The sequence below is a fragment of the Cellulomonas phragmiteti genome (genome assembly GCF_016862775.1).
Lineage (GTDB): Bacteria > Actinomycetota > Actinomycetes > Actinomycetales > Cellulomonadaceae > Cellulomonas > Cellulomonas phragmiteti.
The window spans coordinates 86168-101824 of the sequence record NZ_BONP01000002.1; the positions used below are offsets into that span (position 1 = coordinate 86168).

Annotated in this window: 16 protein-coding genes and 1 tRNA gene; 3 read left to right on the top strand and 14 right to left on the bottom strand. The window is 75.0% G+C overall.

Going from position 1 to position 15657, the window contains the following annotated elements; genetic code table 11:
* Positions 1-47: 47 nt before the first annotated feature.
* Positions 48-1295: an MFS transporter gene (locus Cph01nite_RS02210; protein WP_203670739.1), complete on the top strand. Its 1248-nt coding sequence runs from the start codon at positions 48-50 to the stop codon at positions 1293-1295.
* A gap of 19 nt (positions 1296-1314) precedes the next feature.
* Here the strand turns inward: Cph01nite_RS02210 and Cph01nite_RS02215 are convergent.
* Positions 1315-1386: transfer RNA gene (locus Cph01nite_RS02215), tRNA-Gln, on the bottom strand.
* Between the two features lie 91 nt (positions 1387-1477).
* Between Cph01nite_RS02215 and Cph01nite_RS02220 the strand changes: the two genes are divergently transcribed.
* Positions 1478-2116 carry a TetR/AcrR family transcriptional regulator gene (locus Cph01nite_RS02220; protein WP_373307533.1) on the top strand — a complete coding sequence of 213 codons (639 nt, stop codon included), beginning with the start codon at positions 1478-1480 and terminating at the stop codon, positions 2114-2116.
* Positions 2117-2135: 19 nt separating this feature from the next.
* On the opposite strand, the gene Cph01nite_RS02225 is transcribed toward Cph01nite_RS02220, so the two are convergent.
* The 3 genes from Cph01nite_RS02225 to Cph01nite_RS02235 are packed head-to-tail and all read right to left on the bottom strand — an operon-like array spanning position 2136 to position 4926.
* Positions 2136-2435: a hypothetical protein gene (locus Cph01nite_RS02225; RefSeq protein WP_203670740.1), complete on the bottom strand. Its 300-nt coding sequence runs from the start codon at positions 2433-2435 to the stop codon at positions 2136-2138.
* Positions 2432-3730 carry a TFIIB-type zinc ribbon-containing protein gene (locus Cph01nite_RS02230; protein WP_203670741.1) on the bottom strand — a complete coding sequence of 433 codons (1299 nt, stop codon included), beginning with the start codon at positions 3728-3730 and terminating at the stop codon, positions 2432-2434. The genes Cph01nite_RS02225 and Cph01nite_RS02230 overlap by 4 nt, the downstream gene beginning before the upstream one ends.
* A 2-nt stretch (positions 3731-3732) precedes the next feature.
* Positions 3733-4926, bottom strand: coding sequence for an SHOCT domain-containing protein (locus tag Cph01nite_RS02235; RefSeq protein ID WP_203670742.1), 1194 nt, complete (start codon positions 4924-4926; stop codon positions 3733-3735).
* 222 nt (positions 4927-5148) lie between these two features.
* On the opposite strand from Cph01nite_RS02235, the gene Cph01nite_RS02240 reads away from it, so the two are divergent.
* Positions 5149-5667, top strand: a complete 519-nt coding sequence (locus tag Cph01nite_RS02240) for a MarR family winged helix-turn-helix transcriptional regulator (protein ID WP_203670743.1) — start codon at positions 5149-5151, stop codon at positions 5665-5667.
* A 37-nt stretch (positions 5668-5704) separates the two neighbouring features.
* On the opposite strand, the gene Cph01nite_RS02245 is transcribed toward Cph01nite_RS02240, so the two are convergent.
* From Cph01nite_RS02245 to Cph01nite_RS02290, 10 genes are all read right to left on the bottom strand, one after another.
* On the bottom strand, positions 5705-6040 hold the full coding sequence (locus Cph01nite_RS02245; protein WP_203670744.1) for an ArsR/SmtB family transcription factor: 336 nt from the start codon (positions 6038-6040) through the stop codon (positions 5705-5707).
* A gap of 3 nt (positions 6041-6043) precedes the next feature.
* Complete coding sequence (locus tag Cph01nite_RS02250; RefSeq protein WP_203670745.1) at positions 6044-7876, bottom strand: ABC-F family ATP-binding cassette domain-containing protein; 1833 nt, start codon at positions 7874-7876, stop codon at positions 6044-6046.
* Positions 7877-7884: 8 nt separating this feature from the next.
* Positions 7885-8358 carry an SRPBCC domain-containing protein gene (locus Cph01nite_RS02255; RefSeq protein ID WP_203670746.1) on the bottom strand — a complete coding sequence of 158 codons (474 nt, stop codon included), beginning with the start codon at positions 8356-8358 and terminating at the stop codon, positions 7885-7887.
* Positions 8359-8450: 92 nt separating this feature from the next.
* Complete coding sequence (locus Cph01nite_RS02260) at positions 8451-9245, bottom strand: TrmH family RNA methyltransferase (protein ID WP_203670747.1); 795 nt, start codon at positions 9243-9245, stop codon at positions 8451-8453.
* 109 nt (positions 9246-9354) lie between these two features.
* Positions 9355-10470 carry an ABC transporter permease gene (locus Cph01nite_RS02265; RefSeq protein WP_203670748.1) on the bottom strand — a complete coding sequence of 372 codons (1116 nt, stop codon included), beginning with the start codon at positions 10468-10470 and terminating at the stop codon, positions 9355-9357.
* Positions 10467-11378 carry an ABC transporter ATP-binding protein gene (locus Cph01nite_RS02270; protein WP_203670749.1) on the bottom strand — a complete coding sequence of 304 codons (912 nt, stop codon included), beginning with the start codon at positions 11376-11378 and terminating at the stop codon, positions 10467-10469. The genes Cph01nite_RS02265 and Cph01nite_RS02270 overlap by 4 nt, the downstream gene beginning before the upstream one ends.
* A gap of 129 nt (positions 11379-11507) precedes the next feature.
* Positions 11508-12167: a response regulator gene (locus tag Cph01nite_RS02275; protein WP_203670750.1), complete on the bottom strand. Its 660-nt coding sequence runs from the start codon at positions 12165-12167 to the stop codon at positions 11508-11510.
* Positions 12164-13594 (bottom strand): sensor histidine kinase, encoded by a 1431-nt coding sequence (locus tag Cph01nite_RS02280; RefSeq protein WP_203670751.1) that lies wholly within the window; start codon positions 13592-13594, stop codon positions 12164-12166. Before Cph01nite_RS02280 ends, Cph01nite_RS02275 begins: the two co-directional genes overlap by 4 nt.
* 2 nt (positions 13595-13596) lie before the next feature.
* The gene (locus Cph01nite_RS02285) at positions 13597-14535 is read right to left on the bottom strand and encodes a 4-(cytidine 5'-diphospho)-2-C-methyl-D-erythritol kinase (protein ID WP_203670752.1); all 939 of its coding nucleotides are present in this window, start codon (positions 14533-14535) and stop codon (positions 13597-13599) included.
* Positions 14532-15491: a ribosomal RNA small subunit methyltransferase A gene (locus tag Cph01nite_RS02290; RefSeq protein ID WP_203670753.1), complete on the bottom strand. Its 960-nt coding sequence runs from the start codon at positions 15489-15491 to the stop codon at positions 14532-14534. The genes Cph01nite_RS02285 and Cph01nite_RS02290 overlap by 4 nt, the downstream gene beginning before the upstream one ends.
* Between the last annotated feature and the right edge of the window lie 166 nt (positions 15492-15657).

The following is a 15657-nucleotide window of genomic DNA, read 5'->3' on the forward strand; positions in this document are numbered from 1 at the left end:
GGCGTGGGACAGTGGCCGCGACCCGTTCCCGCACGACCGAGGACGACGTGCCCACGACCCTCACATACACCGCGACGCGCCGCTCCGCCCACGCGGGGTACGTCGTCCAGGCGATCGTCAACAACCTCGCGCCGCTGCTGTTCGTGGTCTTCCACACGTCGCTCGACGTGCCCGTGGCCCAGCTCGGTGCGCTCGCCGCCCTGAACTTCGGCGTGCAGCTGCTCACCGACCTCGCGGCGGTCCGGGTGGTGGACCGCGTCGGGTACCGGCGCCCGCTGGTGCTCGCGCACGTCCTGGCGGCGCTCGGTCTGGTGCTGCTCGCCGTCCTGCCGCTGCTCCTGCCCTCGCCGTTCGTGGGGCTGTGCCTCGCGGTCGTCGTCTACGGCGTCGGCGGCGGGCTGCTCGAGGTGCTGGTGTCGCCGGTCGTCGAGCACCTGCCCAGCCCGTCGGAGGCGAAGGCCACCGGCATGGCGATCGCCCACTCGTTCTACTGCTGGGGGCAGCTCGCCGTCGTCGTGGTGACCACCGCGCTGCTCGCCGTGCTCGGCACCGACCTGTGGCCGCTGCTGCCCGTGCTGTGGGCGCTGGTACCGCTGGCCAACCTCGTCGTGCTGCTGCGCGTGCCGATGCCCGCCACGGTGCCCGACGAGCACCGCACCCCGCTGCGGTCCCTGTTCGGCACCCCGCTGTTCCTCGCGGCCCTGGTCCTCATGACGACCGGCGGTGCGGCCGAGCTGACGATGGCCCAGTGGTCGTCGTTCTTCGCCGAGCAGGGCACGGGCGTGCCCAAGGAGGTCGGCGACCTGCTCGGCCCCGGGCTGTTCGCCCTGCTCATGGGGCTGGGCCGCGCCGCCTACGGCCTGTGGGGGCAGGGCGTGCCGCTGCGGCCCCTGCTCGCGGCCTCGGGGGCCGCCGCGGCCGCGTGCTACGTCGTCGCCGCGACCGCGTCCGTGCCCGTCGTCAGCCTCGTCGCGTGCGCGCTGTGCGGGCTCGCCGTCGCGCTGCTGTGGCCGGGGACGTTCTCGCTGACGTCGGCGCGGTTCCCCCTCGGCGGTGCCGCGATGTTCGCCGTGCTCGCCCTCGCGGGCGACGCGGGCGGCACCGTCGGGCCGCTCGCTGCGGGGCTGCTCGCGGAGCTCGGGGACGGACCGCTGGCCGGGCTCGCGTCGGCCCTGCCGCCGGACTCCGGGACCGGGCTGCGGACGGGGCTCCTGCTCAGCGCCGCAGTCCCGGTGGTCTTCGCGGCGACGATCCTCACGACGGGTCGCGACCGCCGGCGCACGACGGCCGCGTGACCCGCGTCAGCGCACCGGGCTCCGCCCCCAGGATTCGAACCTGGACTGCACGGCTCCAAAGGCCGGCGTGCTGCCGTTACACCAGGGCGGATCGGCGCCCCAGTCTGCCAGGCCGTGGGCACGGACGGACCGCCGCACGACAGCACGCCCGGCACGACCACCCCGCACGGCACAATGGACCGATGACCTCGGACTCCAAGCGCTCCCGCGCGCGCATGACCGGCACGCAACGGCGCGCGCAGCTGCTGGACGTGTCCCGCAAGCTCTTCGCGGAGAAGGGGTTCGACAACACCTCCGTGGAGGAGATCGCGGCGCGCGCCGAGGTGTCCAAGCCCGTGGTGTACGAGCACTTCGGCGGCAAGGAGGGCGTGTACGCGGTCGTCGTCGACCGCGAGATCCAGGCGCTCACCGGTGCGCTCACCGCCGCGCTCGAGCTCGGCGGGCACCCCAAGGTGATGGTCGAGCGGACGACGCTCGCGCTGCTGTCCTACATCGAGACGTCCGAGGACGGGTTCCGCATCCTCGTGCGCGACTCGCCGGTCGCGCAGGCGACCGGCACGTTCTCCTCCCTCATCGGCGACGTCGCCTCCCAGGTCGAGCACCTGCTGGGCGCGCAGTTCAAGAAGCAGGGGCTCGACCCGCGCAACGCCCCGATGTACGCGCAGATGCTCGTCGGCATGGTCGCCCTCACGGGCCAGTGGTGGCTCGACGCCCGCAGCCCGCGCAAGACCGACGTCGCGGCGCACCTGGTGAACCTCGCGTGGAACGGCCTGGAAGGGCTGGAGCGGCGCCCCGAGCTGACCAAGCAGCCCGCGACGTAGGGGCGCCGCCCCGCCCTCGTCAGGGGGCGCGGACCTTGCGACTGTTCGCGCCCTGCATGCGGGCGCTCTTCAGGCCCTTGCGGGACCCGGTGAACGTGTCGTCCGCCTGCACGTCGAGCATCTCCGAGCGCGTCTCGGACTCGTGGTGGTGCCGCTTGTCGGTGTTCCGGTAGCGCAGGTACACCCAGCCGGCGAACAGGGGCCCGGCGAGCAGCAGCAGGAGCAGGACCGCCTTGCCGTCACCGTCGCCCCCGCTGCTCGCCAGGACGTCGCCCGCGGCCGCCAGCACCGGCGCCCCCAGCGCCACGACGCCCGTCACGTCAGCACCCACAGCACGGCGGCGGCCACCGCGCCGACCACCTCGACCACCGTGGCGACCAGCGCCAGTCGCGGCACGTTCAGCGGCACGCTGCCCATCGTCTCCCCCGTCCGGCCGTTGACCGCCACGTAGTGCAGCATCGTCGAGCCGTTCTTCTTCTCCTCCAGGTAGCTGTACAGCCACACCGGCAGGTAGGCGCCGACCCAGCGCTCGCCCTGGACGTCCAGCTCCGTGCGGTCCCAGCGCACGCCGCGGTCGTAGTAGGCGATCGTCTCGTCGGCGCGCCAGCGGGCGATGTCGCGCACCTGGTCGTGGACGGCCGCACGCAGCCCGTCGACGTCGACGTCGCGGCGCTCGGACGTGAACCCCTGGAGGTACCGCGGGTCGTAGCGCACACCGTGGTGGACGTCGAACGGCAGGATCGTGTTGATGACGTTGTTCGACGTGCGCGCGGTGTCGCGGTCGAGCCGTTCCGTCGACGACTCCACGGTGAGGTCGTCGACGTGCAGGCCGAACGTGCGCCGGACGTCGTACACGTCGGCGTCGTACCGGCGCTCGCTGCGCGTCCTGCCCTCGGAGTCGCGCACCTGCACGGTGTACGAGCGGGTCTGGTGCTCGCCCTCGCCGCTCACGCGCGCCCGCGCGTTGACGTCGACGACCATGTACGGCAGGTACACGCCCATGACGTTCTCGGGGGTGAACTCCGCCCGGAACCGGCGGTGGGCGAAGAACTGACGCTTGCCGACGAACTCCGCGACCCGCTGCACGGCGTCGGCCTTCGGCACGCTGAACGGCAGCACCATGTCCGGCACCGCGCCGTTGGGCACCTGCTGCGTGAGCGACAGCGTGTGACGGCACCAGTGGCAGCGCGCCTGGACGCCGGCGGTCGCGTCGATGACGACGTCCGCGCCGCAGGCCGTGCAGCGCAGCGTGACGGACGGGTCCGCGGTCACGTCCGCCGTGCCCGAGCCGACGACGACGCCGGACAGGTCGCCGATCGCTCCGTCGAGGTCGAACGTCGTCAGCGCGTTCTCGGTGCGCCACTCGTAGCGGCAGAAGGCGCAGCGCAGCATCCCCGTCGCGACGTTGAGCGACGCCTCGCTGGCACCGCAGCGCTCGCAGCGCACGATGCCGTCGGCGCGCTCACCCCCGGTGCGCACGACGCGCGGACCCTCGGGCGTGGAGACGACCTGCGGCCCCCCGGGCACGGGGGTGGCCCCCGCGCCCGGGCCGGGCAGGTCGTCGGCCCCGTGCTGGCCGAGTGGTACGGGCTGCGGGGCGTCGGTGTCGCTCATGCCTACAGGCCGAGCGCCTTCGCCTTGGCGGCGTCGTAGTCGGCCTGCGTGATGAGGCCCTGGTCGAAGAGCGTCTTGAGCTGCGTCAGGCGGGCGACGGTGTCGTCGGCCGCGGGGGCCGGCGCGTCCGCGGGTGCCGCCTGCGGGGCGGGTGCGGGGGCCGTCGGCTGCTGCAGCGCACCGGCCGCGCCGCTCGCCGCGTTGAGGCCCAGGCCGAGCACCGCCATGTTGGCGGCGCCTCCGCCACCCTCGCCCGCGCCCTGCATGCCGCGCGCGACGGACTGCTGGAGGAACGAGTTGCCCCGGGCCCCACCGAGCGCGTCGGCCTTCTTGACGTCGCTGAGCAGCGCACGCGTGTCCTCGTCGTACTCGATCGCGGCGATCGCGACCTTGCCGATCGTCAGGCCGCGCTGCGAGGTCCAGTAGAAGCCCTCCTCGACGGCGCCCGCGAGCGCGAGCCCGAACCCGACCGAGTCGCTCTGGATCCGCGTGATGCGGTTGCCCTGCGCCGGGTCGTTCGTGTAGCGCGAGAACGCGCCGGCCAGGGAGGCGACGACCTCGGTGAACAGCTGGCCGGCGGCGGGGTTGTCCAGGTCGGAGAAGTCGAAGACGGGGCCGCCGGGCGACAGGTACGTCAGCGGGACGAACCCCTTGACCAGCAGCACGGGGTCGACGATCCGCAGCGTGTAGGTGCCGCGCGTGACCGCGCCGACCTGGGCGTTGAGGTAGGCGTCGTCCCAGTAGATCTCCGACTGGGTGCCGAACCGGTTGTTCGGGATCTCCTTGAGGTTCACGTAGAACGCGAGCTGCTGCGAGCCGGGCTGCCCGCCGAACTTGAACCGCTCCCACGACGTCTGCACGGTCGAGGCGAGGATGCCGTCGCCGGCGAAGACGGACCGCGAGTTCGGGTCGTCCGACCGGAACTCGTACCCGCCGGGCTCGGCGACCAGGCCCGTGAGCTGGCCGTCCTGGAACGTCAGCAGCGCGACACCCTCCGGCACCACGATCCGGCTGCCGTTGGTGATGATGTTCTGGGACGCCTTGGTGTTCGACCCCCGGCCGGCGTTCTGCCCGCGCGGGACGGCGGGGAAGATCGCGGCGGTCGGCGGCAGGCCGTCGGGCGGTGTGAGGAAGTCCTTCCACTGGTCGGCGAGCGTGCCGCCGAGCGCCCCGGCGAATGCCTTGATGAATCCCACGGTGCTCCTCCGACTCAGGTGCTGCCGGCCCGGGCCGTCCCCTGGACCGCGCCTGACACGCCGCACATTATCGCCACCTCCGGGCCGGCCGGGGGACCGCGGCGGATCTCACCCGTCGCGACGCCACGGGCGGCATCGCCGCAGGCCACCGGTGACGCGCGCGGCGCGGCGGCGCCGTCGGCGCACCCCGGGGACGTCTTGACGTCGACTAATGTCTCGACCATGGCCGAGACCGGAACCGGCGGTCCGCCCCGCGACGAGGTGGACCGCATCGTCGCGGCCTGGCAGCGCGAGCGACCGGACCTGGACGTGCGGCCCCTCACCGTGCTCTCGCGCGTCAGCCGGCTCGCCCGGCACCTCGACCTGGCACGCCGCGGCGCGTTCGCCCGGCACGGGCTCGAGACGTGGGAGTTCGACGTGCTGGCCGCGCTGCGCCGGGCCGGGGAGCCGTACCGGCTGTCGCCGGGCGCGCTGCTCACGCAGACGCTCGTGACGAGCGGCACCATGACCAACCGCATCGACCGCCTCGCCGAGCACGGCCTCGTCGAGCGGCGGCCCTCGCCGGACGACCGCCGCGGCGTCCTGGTGCAGCTGACCCCGGCCGGGCTGCGCCGCGTCGACGAGGCGTTCGCCGACCTCCTCGACGTCGAGCGCCACCTCGTCGGGGACCTGCCGGAGGCGGACCGCGAGCGTCTGGCCGAGCTGCTGCGCGACGTGCTGACGCTGTTCGACGCGACCTGACCCACCGCTCGCGGCGGTGGCCGGGCCGTGCGCGGGGTCAGCCGCCCCGGACGTGCTCGGTGAGCCGGTCCAGCCGGCGCTCGGGGGCCAGGCGGTGGCGGTCCAGCCACGTGCGGGCGTCCGCGGTGCCGTCGGGCACGAGGCGGTAGGTGCGGACCCGACCCGTCTTCTCCGAGACGACGACGCCCGCGCGCTCCAGCACGCCGAGGTGCTGCACGACGGCGGGCAGGGACATCGCGAACGGCTCCGCGAGCGTGCTGACCGACGCCGGCCCCTGCGCCAGCCGCTCGACGACGGCCCGCCGGGTCGCGTCGGACAGCGCGTGGAACACCCTGTCGAGCTCGTCGCCCGCGCCCGCTGCTCCGGCGCCCACGGTTCAGCCCACGGTCTCGGCGGCCTCGAGCCAGGCGACCTCGAGCTCCTCGCGCTCGGCCGCGAGCGCGCGCAGCTCGGTGTCGAGCGCGGTGACCGCCTGGTGGTCGGTCGCCTGCGCGGCCATGCGGGTGTGCAGGTCGGCCTCGAGCGCGCTGATCCGCTCGAGGCGACGCTCGATCCGCTGCACCTCCTTGCGGGCGACGCGCACCTCGGCCGCGGACGGGCCCGGGGCGGCCGCGGCGCCGGTCCCGCCCGTGCCGCCGGCGGCGGCCGACGCCGCGGCGGCGGTCCCCACGGCCGACGTGCTGTTGGCGCCGCTCGACGTCAGCGCCGCCCCGCGCAGCGCCAGGTACTCCTCGACCCCGCCGGGCAGGTCCCGCACCTGCCCGTCGCCGAGCAGGGCGACCTGCCGGTCGCACACCCGCTCGAGCAGGTACCGGTCGTGCGAGACGACGACCAGGGTGCCCGGCCAGCCGTCCAGCAGGTCCTCGACGGCGGCCAGCGTGTCGGTGTCCAGGTCGTTGGTGGGCTCGTCGAGCAGCAGGACGTTGGGCTCGGCGACGAGCAGCCGCAGCAGCTGCAGGCGGCGGCGCTCCCCGCCGGACAGCTCGCGGACCAGGGTGCGGGCGCGCTCGCGCGTGAACCCGAGCCGCTCGACGAGCTGGGCGGCGGTGAGCTCCTTGCCCCCGACGACGACGGTGCGCTTCTCGCGCTCCACGGCCTCGACGACGCTCAGGCCGGCGACCTCGTCGAGGTCCTCGACGTCCTGGCGCAGCTCCGCGACGCGCACGGTCTTGCCGCGCCGGACGCGTCCGGACGTGGGGACGGCGTTGCCGGTGAGCAGGCGCAGCAGCGTCGTCTTGCCGGCGCCGTTGACGCCGACGACGCCGTACCGGTCGCCCGGCCCGAGCCGCCACGTGACGTCGTCGAGCAGGACGCGCCCGTCGGGCAGGGTGTACGTGACGTCCTCGAGGTCGAGCACGTCCTTGCCGAGCCGGGCCGTCGCGGTGCGGGCGAGCGCGAGGGAGTCGCGCGGCGGCGGCTCGTCCGCGATGAGGGCGGTCGCGGCGTCGATCCGGAACTTGGGCTTCGACGTGCGTGCGGGGGCCCCGCGGCGCAGCCACGCGAGCTCCTTGCGCAGGAGGTTCTGCCGCTTGCTCTCGACCGTGGCCGCCTGCTGGGCGCGCTCGGCCCGCGCGAGGACGTACGCGGCGTACCCGCCCTCGTACTGGTCGACGACGCCGTCGTGGACCTCCCACGTGCGGGTGCACACGGCGTCGAGGAACCACCGGTCGTGCGTGACGACGACGAGCGCGCCACCCCCGCGGGCGTACCGGTCGACGAGGTACCCGGCGAGCCACGCGACGCCCTCGACGTCGAGGTGGTTCGTCGGCTCGTCGAGGACGAGGATCTCGTCGTCGCGCACGAGCAGCGCGGCGAGCGCCACCCGCCGGCGCTGGCCGCCGGACAGCTCGGCCAGCCGCGCGTCGAGCCCGACGTCCGCGAGCAGCCCGGCGTGCACGGCGCGGATCCGGGCGTCCGACGCCCACTCGTGGGCGTCGGCGTCGCCGTGCACGGCGTCCAGGACGGTGCCGGCCATCAGCTCGTCCCGCTGGTCGAGCAGGGCGACCCGCGACCCGCCGACGCGGGTGACGCGCCCCGCGTCGGGGTCCTGGCGTCCGGACAGGACGCGCAGCAGCGTGGACTTGCCCGCGCCGTTCGGGCCGACGACGCCGATGCGCTGGCCGTCGTCGACGCCGAGGCTGACCCCGTCGAGGAGGGTGCGGGTGCCGAGGGTGAGGTGGACGCCGTCGGCGCCGAGCAGGTGGGCCATGAGGTGGCTCAGCCTGCCAGGTACGCGGCCAGGGTGTCGACGACGCCGCGCATGCCCTCCTTACGACCCGCGGGGTCGTCGAGGCCGTCGAGGTGGGCGGCCTGCTCGGTGTACCGCAGGGAGGTCCGGGTCTCCCCGTCCGGGGTGAGCTCGTAGGTGGCCAGCGACGTGGAGATGTGGGTGCCGTCGAGCCACATGTCGTAGGTGAGGACGATGCGCTGCTCGTCGACGACGTCGGTGTAGGTCGCGACGTACCGGCTGACGGGGCCCCCGTGGAACTCGCCCTCGCTGACGGCGGTGCCGCCGACGCGGAGGTCGTCGGTGTCCTCGACGGTCCTCCACTGCTCGCTGGTGCCGAACCACTCGTGCTTCTGCGCGGGGTCGGCGAAGGCCTGCCAGACCCGGGCGACGGGCGCGTCGAGGGTGCGCTCGACGACGAAGGTCGCGTGGACGACGGAGCGGGGTGTCGCGGTCGTGCTCATGGGGACCTCCGGGGGTGGCGCGCGAGGCAATAGTTAAGCGGTCGCCTAACTATTGCCTCGCCCCGCCGGCCCGTCAAGGCCGCGGCGCCGCGTCAGGACGCGAGGTTGCGCGCCGCGCGCGCCCCCAGCGCGATGCCCACCGCCACCGACACGTTCAACGACTCGGCCGCCGAGCGCATCGGGATCGACACCGTCCGGGCGCCCGCCGTCAGCTCCGCCGACGCGCCGCGCTTCTCGCTGCCGAACACCAGCAGGAGCCGCTGGGCGAGACCGGCGAGGTCCGCCGTCACGAGCTCGCCGCCCGCGTCGAACGCCACGCTCGGCAGGTCCAGCTCCCGCAGGCCGGCGACGGCCTCCTCGCGCGACGCGAGCACCACGGGCAGCGAGAACACGTAGCCGCGGCTGGCGCGCACGACCCGCCGGTCCAGCGGGTGCGGCAGGTCGCTGTCGACGAGCACGACGCCCGCCGCACCCAGCGCGTAGGCCGTGCGCACCGCGGCGCCGATGTTGCCCACGATCCGCACGCCGTCGAGCACGACGACGTCGCCGGTGCGCTCGGCGAGGTCGGCCAGCACCGCAGGACGGGGAGCCTTGGCCACCCCGACCACGTCCGGCTTGCGGTCACCGCGGAACAGCTCGTTCCACAGCGCGACCGTCACCTCCTGCACCGTGATGCCGCGCGAGGCCGCGGCCGCGCCCAGCTCGGGGCCGACGTCGCTGCCCTCGACCGCGTACACCCCGAGCACCTCGACGCCGGCGGTCAGCGCGTGCGCGAGCGGCTCGGGGTCCTCCACGAGCAGGGTGCGGGTGGCGGCGCGGGGGCGGCGCACGAGGTCGTCGATCCGCTGGACCTGCGGGTCCGAGCGGGACGAGATCACGTCGGTCATCGGTGCATCTCCTGGTCGTCGGTGCGCGGGCTACGGCCCGCGCACCGACGACCCTGCCACACGTGGGACCGCTCGACGGACCGTGCGCCGCCCCGCGGCACCCCCGCCGTCAGTCGGCGGTGCCGGCGCGCAGCACCTCGGTCACCTTGACGCGCGCGCCCATGCGCAGCACCGACCGCTCGTAGATGCGGGCCGCGAACGCGATGACGACGGCGCACGACGCCCCGAGCACCGCGAGCGAGAGCAGCGGCTCCCACCACGCGGCCTCCCCCAGGAACAGGCGCACCGGCATGCCGACCGGGGCGCTGAACGGCACGTACGACATCGCCGTGAGCACCGCGGCGTTGTCGTTGAAGAACACGACGAGGAAGTACGGCAGCATCGTCAGCCACATCGCGGGCTGCAGCACGACGCCCGTGTCCTCGATGCGCGAGACGAGCGACGCGCTGGCGGCGAACACCGCGGCCAGCAGCACGAACCCGAGCGCGAAGAACACGACGAACCACACGACCGGCATCCCGATCATCGTCAGCAGGTCGTCCTGCCCGGTCACCACCAGCGCCAGCACCGACACCGCCGCGATCGCCGCGGTCTGGCCCAGCGCGAGCGCCGAGTTGCCGAGGATCTTGCCGGCGAGCAGCGCCCGCGCCGGGACCGCCGACAGCAGGATCTCCACGATCCTCGTCTGCTTCTCCGTGACCGTGTTCTGCGCGATGGTCGCGCCGAACCCGATGGCCGACATCATGAACACGAGCCCGAACGCGAACGTCACGATGTACCGGACGCCGCCCTCGGCGGCCGCCGGGTCGAGCAGCACGACCTCCGGCCGCTCGGTGAGCGCGTCGAGCAGCACCTGCGGGGCGCTGTCCATCGCGACCACCTCGACGCCCAGCGGCCCGCTGCCCGGGACCACCGCGGCGTCGACGTCCCCCGCGCGCACGGCCTGCTCGGCCGCGTCCGCGTCCGGCACGTCGACCAGGGCCATGCCGTCCGTCGTGGGGACCTGACCGGCGACCGACGCCACGACCGCCACGGGCGCGTCGTCGCCCTCGCGGCCCGCCAGCAGCGAGCTGACGACGATCGCCGCGAGCACGCCGACCAGCAGGATCGCGGTCGAGACGAGGAACGACCTGGTCCGCACCTGCGAGGTGACCTCGCGCTCGGCGACGAGCAGCGCCGCACGGCCCAGCGAGGGCGGCGTCGGGGCCGGGGGGCGGGCGTTCATCGGGCCACCTCTTCCAGGTCGGGCTCGTCGGCGACGACGTCGCGGAAGATCTCCGCGAGCGTGGGCCGCAGCGGGGTGAAGGCGTGCACGGGACCGCGGGCGAGCGCCGCGGTCAGCACGTGCTGGGCGACGTCCTGCGGGGCCTCGAACACCGCGGAGCCGCCCGCCAGCTCGTCGACGCGCACCTGCGGCACGTCGCGCAGCCAGCCCATGTCGCCGTCGGCGACGATCTCGTGGCGCGCCGTGCCGTACCGGGTGCGCAGCTCCTCGCGCGTGCCGGTGGCGCGGACCTCGCCGCCGGCGATGATGACGAGGTCGTCGCACAGCCGCTCCACGACGTCCAGCTGGTGCGACGAGAACAGCACCGGGGCGCCCTGCGCGGCCCGCTCGGCGAGGACGCCCTGCACGACCTCGACGGCCAGGGGGTCCAGGCCCGAGAACGGCTCGTCGAGCACGAGGATCTCGGGGTCGTGCACGAGGGCCGCGGCGACCTGGGCGCGCTGCTGGTTGCCCAGCGACAGGCTCTCCACCGGGTCCTTGGCGCGCGCCGTCAGCCCCAGACGCTCGACGAGCGCCTCGGCGCGCGTCGTCGCGCCCTGCTTGTCGAAGCCGTGCAGCCGTGCCAGGTACGTCAGGTGCTCGACGAGCTGCATCTTCGGGTACAGCCCGCGCTCCTCGGGCATGTAGCCGAAGCGGGCGCGCTGCCCGCCGACGACCGGTGCGCCGTCGATCGTGACCTGGCCCGCGTGCGGCGCCAGCACCCCGAGGATGATCCGCATCGTCGTCGTCTTGCCGGCGCCGTTGCCGCCGACGAACCCCGTCAGCCGCCCGCGCCCGACCGTGAAGCTCACGTCGTCGAGCACGAGCCGGTCGCCGAACGACCGGCTGATCCCGTGCAGCTCGAGCATGGTGCCTCCCTGCCGCGTCCCGCGTCCGGGGAGCCCCGGACGTCCTGGGCACGACGCTAGACGGCGAGCGACCGCGGGACCTCGGGCCCCCGGCCGATCCTGCGTCTCCGTCCCGGGACGGAGACGGCGTCAGCCCGCCAGGCCGTGCTCGTGCGCGTACACCACGGCCTGGACGCGGTCGCGCAGCCCGAGCTTGGCCAGGAGGTTGGAGACGTGGGTCTTGACGGTCGCCCGGCTGACGACGAGCTCCGCCGCGATCTCGTCGTTGTTGAGCCCGCGGGCCACCAGCGTCAGCACCTCCTGCTCGCGGTCGGTGAGCGGGACGACGGGCTGCGGCGCGAGCCGGGCCGGGGCACGCTCGGCCACCGCACGGGCGATGACGGCCCGCGTCACCTCCGGTGACAGCAGCCCCTCGCCGGCCGCGGCACTGAGCACCGCGTCCGTGAGCTGCTCGGGACGTGAGGTCTTCAGCAGGTAGCCCACCGCCCCGGCGCGCAGCGCCTCCACGAGGTAGTCCTCGCGGTTGAACGTCGTGAGCACGACGACCGCGGCGAGCAGGTCGGGGTCGGCCACGATGCGGCGGGTCGCCTCCAGGCCGTCCATGTCCGGCATCTGCACGTCCATGCAGACCACGTCGGGACGGGTCGCGCGCACGACCTCGAGCGCCTGCGCCCCCGTGCCCGCCTCGCCGACGACCTCGATATCCGGGTGCGCCGACAGGATCGTGCCGATCCCCGCCCGCAGCAGCGCCTGGTCGTCCACCAGCACGACCCGCACGGTTCCCGTCACGCCTGCGCCTCCGTCCGCTCGCCCGTCGTCGCGGCCCCCGTGCCGCCCGCGCTCCCGGGTGCCACCAGCGGCAGCCGCACCCGCACCACGAACCCGCCGGACCGCCGCCGCGCCGCCTCGAACGTGCCGCCCTCGGCCGCGGCCCGCTCCCGCATGCCGACGATCCCCAGGCCCGTGGACGGGACCGCGCCGACCCTGCGGACCGTCCCGCCGTCGTCGGACACCTCGAGCTCGACCTCCTCGGGCAGCCAGCGCAGCCGCACGTCCGTGCGGGCCCCCTCGCCGGCGTGCTTGCGGGTGTTGGTCAGGGCCTCCTGCGCGATGCGGTACAGGTTGAGCGACGCCAGGGGACGCAGCCGCCGCGGCTCGCCGACCTCCTGGTAGGTGACGTGCAGGCCGGCGGCGCGCGCCCGCTCGACGAGGTCGGGCAGCCCCCCGACGTCCAGCGACGCCAGGGCCTCGCCCGAGAGCGCGACGACCGGGTCGGCCCCGGGGTCGTCCCCGCCGTCGCGGAGCATCCCGAGGATCCCGTGCAGCTCGCGGACCGCGTCGCGCGCGGCGTCCTCCACGTGGCCCAGCGCGTCCGCCGCGCGGACGGGGTCCGACGCGAGCACGGTCCGCGCCGCCGCCGCCTGCACCCCCATGAGGGAGACGTGGTGCGCGACCGCGTCGTGCAGCTCGCGCGCCAGGCGCAGCCGCTCGATCGCCACGGCCTGCTCCTCCGCGCGCCGCCGCTCGAGGACGAGCAGGTGCGTCCGCCACGCGGTGCGGGCACGCTCGCGCGCCGACCGCCACGCGTGCTCGCCGAAGAACCAGGAGCCCGCGAAGTACAGGACGTTGGTCAGCAGCTGCAGCAGCGTGAACGAGACGAAGGGCGAGAACACCCCCGCCTGGTCCGGCAGGTCCTCGGAGATCTCGGGGTCGGTGGCCGCCCAGAACAGCGCGACGAACAACCACACGATCATCGCGACCACGACGACGCCGCGGACCGTCGTGGCGCGACGACGCTCGGTCTCCCAGGCGCCGACCGTGTACATCGCGCAGAACAGCGCGATGTTCGCCACGAGCGTCTCGGGGACGAAGAGCACCTGGCTGACGATGAACGCCGCGGCCACGACGCCCAGCACGACGCTCGGCCACCGCCGCCGTGCGGCGAGCGGGAGGGTCACGGCGGCGAGCAGCAGCGCGGACGCCCAGCCCGGCGCCGGGTCGTCGTAGATCCCGGCGACCCGCATGAGCACCATCGACAGCAGCGCGCCCAGGTAGAGCGCCCCCGCGAGCAGCAGGTCCCAGCGCAGCGCGTCGTCCCCGGGCGCGGGGCGCACCCAGCCCGGCTCGTCGGGGTCGGTGGCGACGGCGCGCACGGCGTCCTCGCCCCGCACGACGTCGGCCGCCCGGACCCGGCCGCCCACGGTGGCCACCCCCATGCTCACTCCCCCGCGACGACCCGGGCGCCCGCGACCGGACCGGTGGCGGTGAGCACCCGGTCCGCGACGCCCGAGGCGGTGAAGGCTGCGGCGACGGCGAGCGCGTGCTTGCGGCTGCGGGCCAGGGCGGCGACGGTCGGGCCGGAGCCGGACACGACGACGCCGAGGGCACCGGCGTCGGTGGCGATCGCCAGCGGCTCGGTCAGGCCGGGGTCGAGCTCGAGGGCGGCGGTCTCGAGGTCGTTGTGCAGCGCGGCCCCCAGGGCGGCCGCGTCGCCGGCGAGCAGCGCCTGCATGAGCGGCACGTCGTGCTCGTCGTCGAGGGGCTCGACGTCCGGGTGGGCCAGGTCGTCGTACGCGGCGTACACCGCGGCGGTCGACAGCCCCCGGTCCTGGACGGCGAACGCCCAGTGGAACTCGCCGCGGCTCAGCGCCGGCGTCAGCAGGTGCCCGCGGCCCTGGCCGACGGCCGTGTGGCCGACGAGCGAGAACGGCACGTCGGAGCCGAGCTCGGCGGCGAGCTCCAGCAGGTCGTCGCGCGACAGGCCGGTGCCCCACAGCGCGTCGCACGCGACGAGCGCCGCCGCGGCGTCGGCCGACCCGCCGGCCATGCCCCCGGCGACGGGGACGCCCTTGACGAGGTGCAGGTGCACGGCGTCGTCGACCCCGGCGCGCCGGGCGACGGCGTGCGCCGCCCGCAGCGCCAGGTTGGAGTCGTCGGTGGGGACCGCCTCGGACTGCGGGCCGCTCGCGCTGACACCGAAGACCTCGGCGGGTGTCGCGACGACCTCCTCGTACACCGAGACCGCCTGGAACACCGTCGAGACCGGGTGGTAGCCGTCCCGGGCGCGGGGTCCGACGCGCAGCGAGAGGTTGACCTTGCCGGGGGCGCGCACGCGCACGGCGCGCTCGGGGAGCTCGTCCAGGGGGGTCGACGTCACGGTGCCACTGTGCCAGGTCCCGGCGGCACCGGCCGTGCGGCGCCGAGCGCCTCGGCGATCCGCGCGAACCCCACGACGTCCACCTGCTCGCCGCGGACCTGCGGGTCCAGCCCGGCCGCACGCACGGCGTCCTCGGCCAGCGCGGACGACCCGGCGACGCCGGCCAGGGCCGAGCGGAGCATCTTGCGGCGCTGGGCGAACGCGGCGTCGACGACCGCGAACACGTCCTGCCGCGTCACCGTCGTCGCGGGCTCGGCGCGCCGGTCGAGGCGCACGAGCGCGGAGTCGACGTGCGGCGCGGGCCAGAACACGGCACGCCCGACCGTGGCGGTGCGCCGGGCCGCGGCGTACCACGCGACCTTGGCGGAGGGGACGCCGTAGGTGCGGCTGCCCGGCGGGGCGACCAGGCGGTCGGCGACCTCCGCCTGGACCATCACGAGCCCGCGCTGCAGTGCGTCGAACCGCTCGAGGAACGTCAGGAGCACGGGGACGGACACGTTGTACGGCAGGTTGGCCACCAGCGCGGTCGGTGCCGGGCCGGGCAGCTCGGTGACCGTCAGGGCGTCCTGCGTGACGATCGTCAGGCGCGCCCGGCCGTCGCCGTCGCGCAGGACCACGGTGCGGGCGTCCGCGCCCTCGGAGGTCCCCGCGGGGTCGACAGCCAGACCGGGGACGTGGGCGGCGACCGTGCCGGGCAGCAGGCGCGCCAGGACGGGGTCGATCTCCACGGCGACGACGTCGGCCCCCGCCTCGAGCAGGCCGAGCGTCAGCGAGCCGAGGCCCGGACCGACCTCCACCACCCGCTCGCCGGGGGTGACGTCGGCCTGCCGGACGATCTTGCGGACGGTGCCCGCGTCGATGACGAAGTTCTGGCCCAGCGTCTTGGTCGGGCGGATGCCGGCGCGCTGCGCGAGCGCCCGGATCTGCGCGGGGCCGAGCAGGCTGATCTCCGACATGGCCACCGAGCCTACGGCCCCGGCGGGCCGCTCCTCACCGGCGGCCGCGAGCCGGATTGCTCTCTCACGACCGGGGGTGGGTGTGGGGGTGCGGGTGGGGGTGCGGGTGGGGGTGGGGGTGGGGACTTCGGGGAGCACGGAGGGCCGGACCGACCTCGGCGGTCGG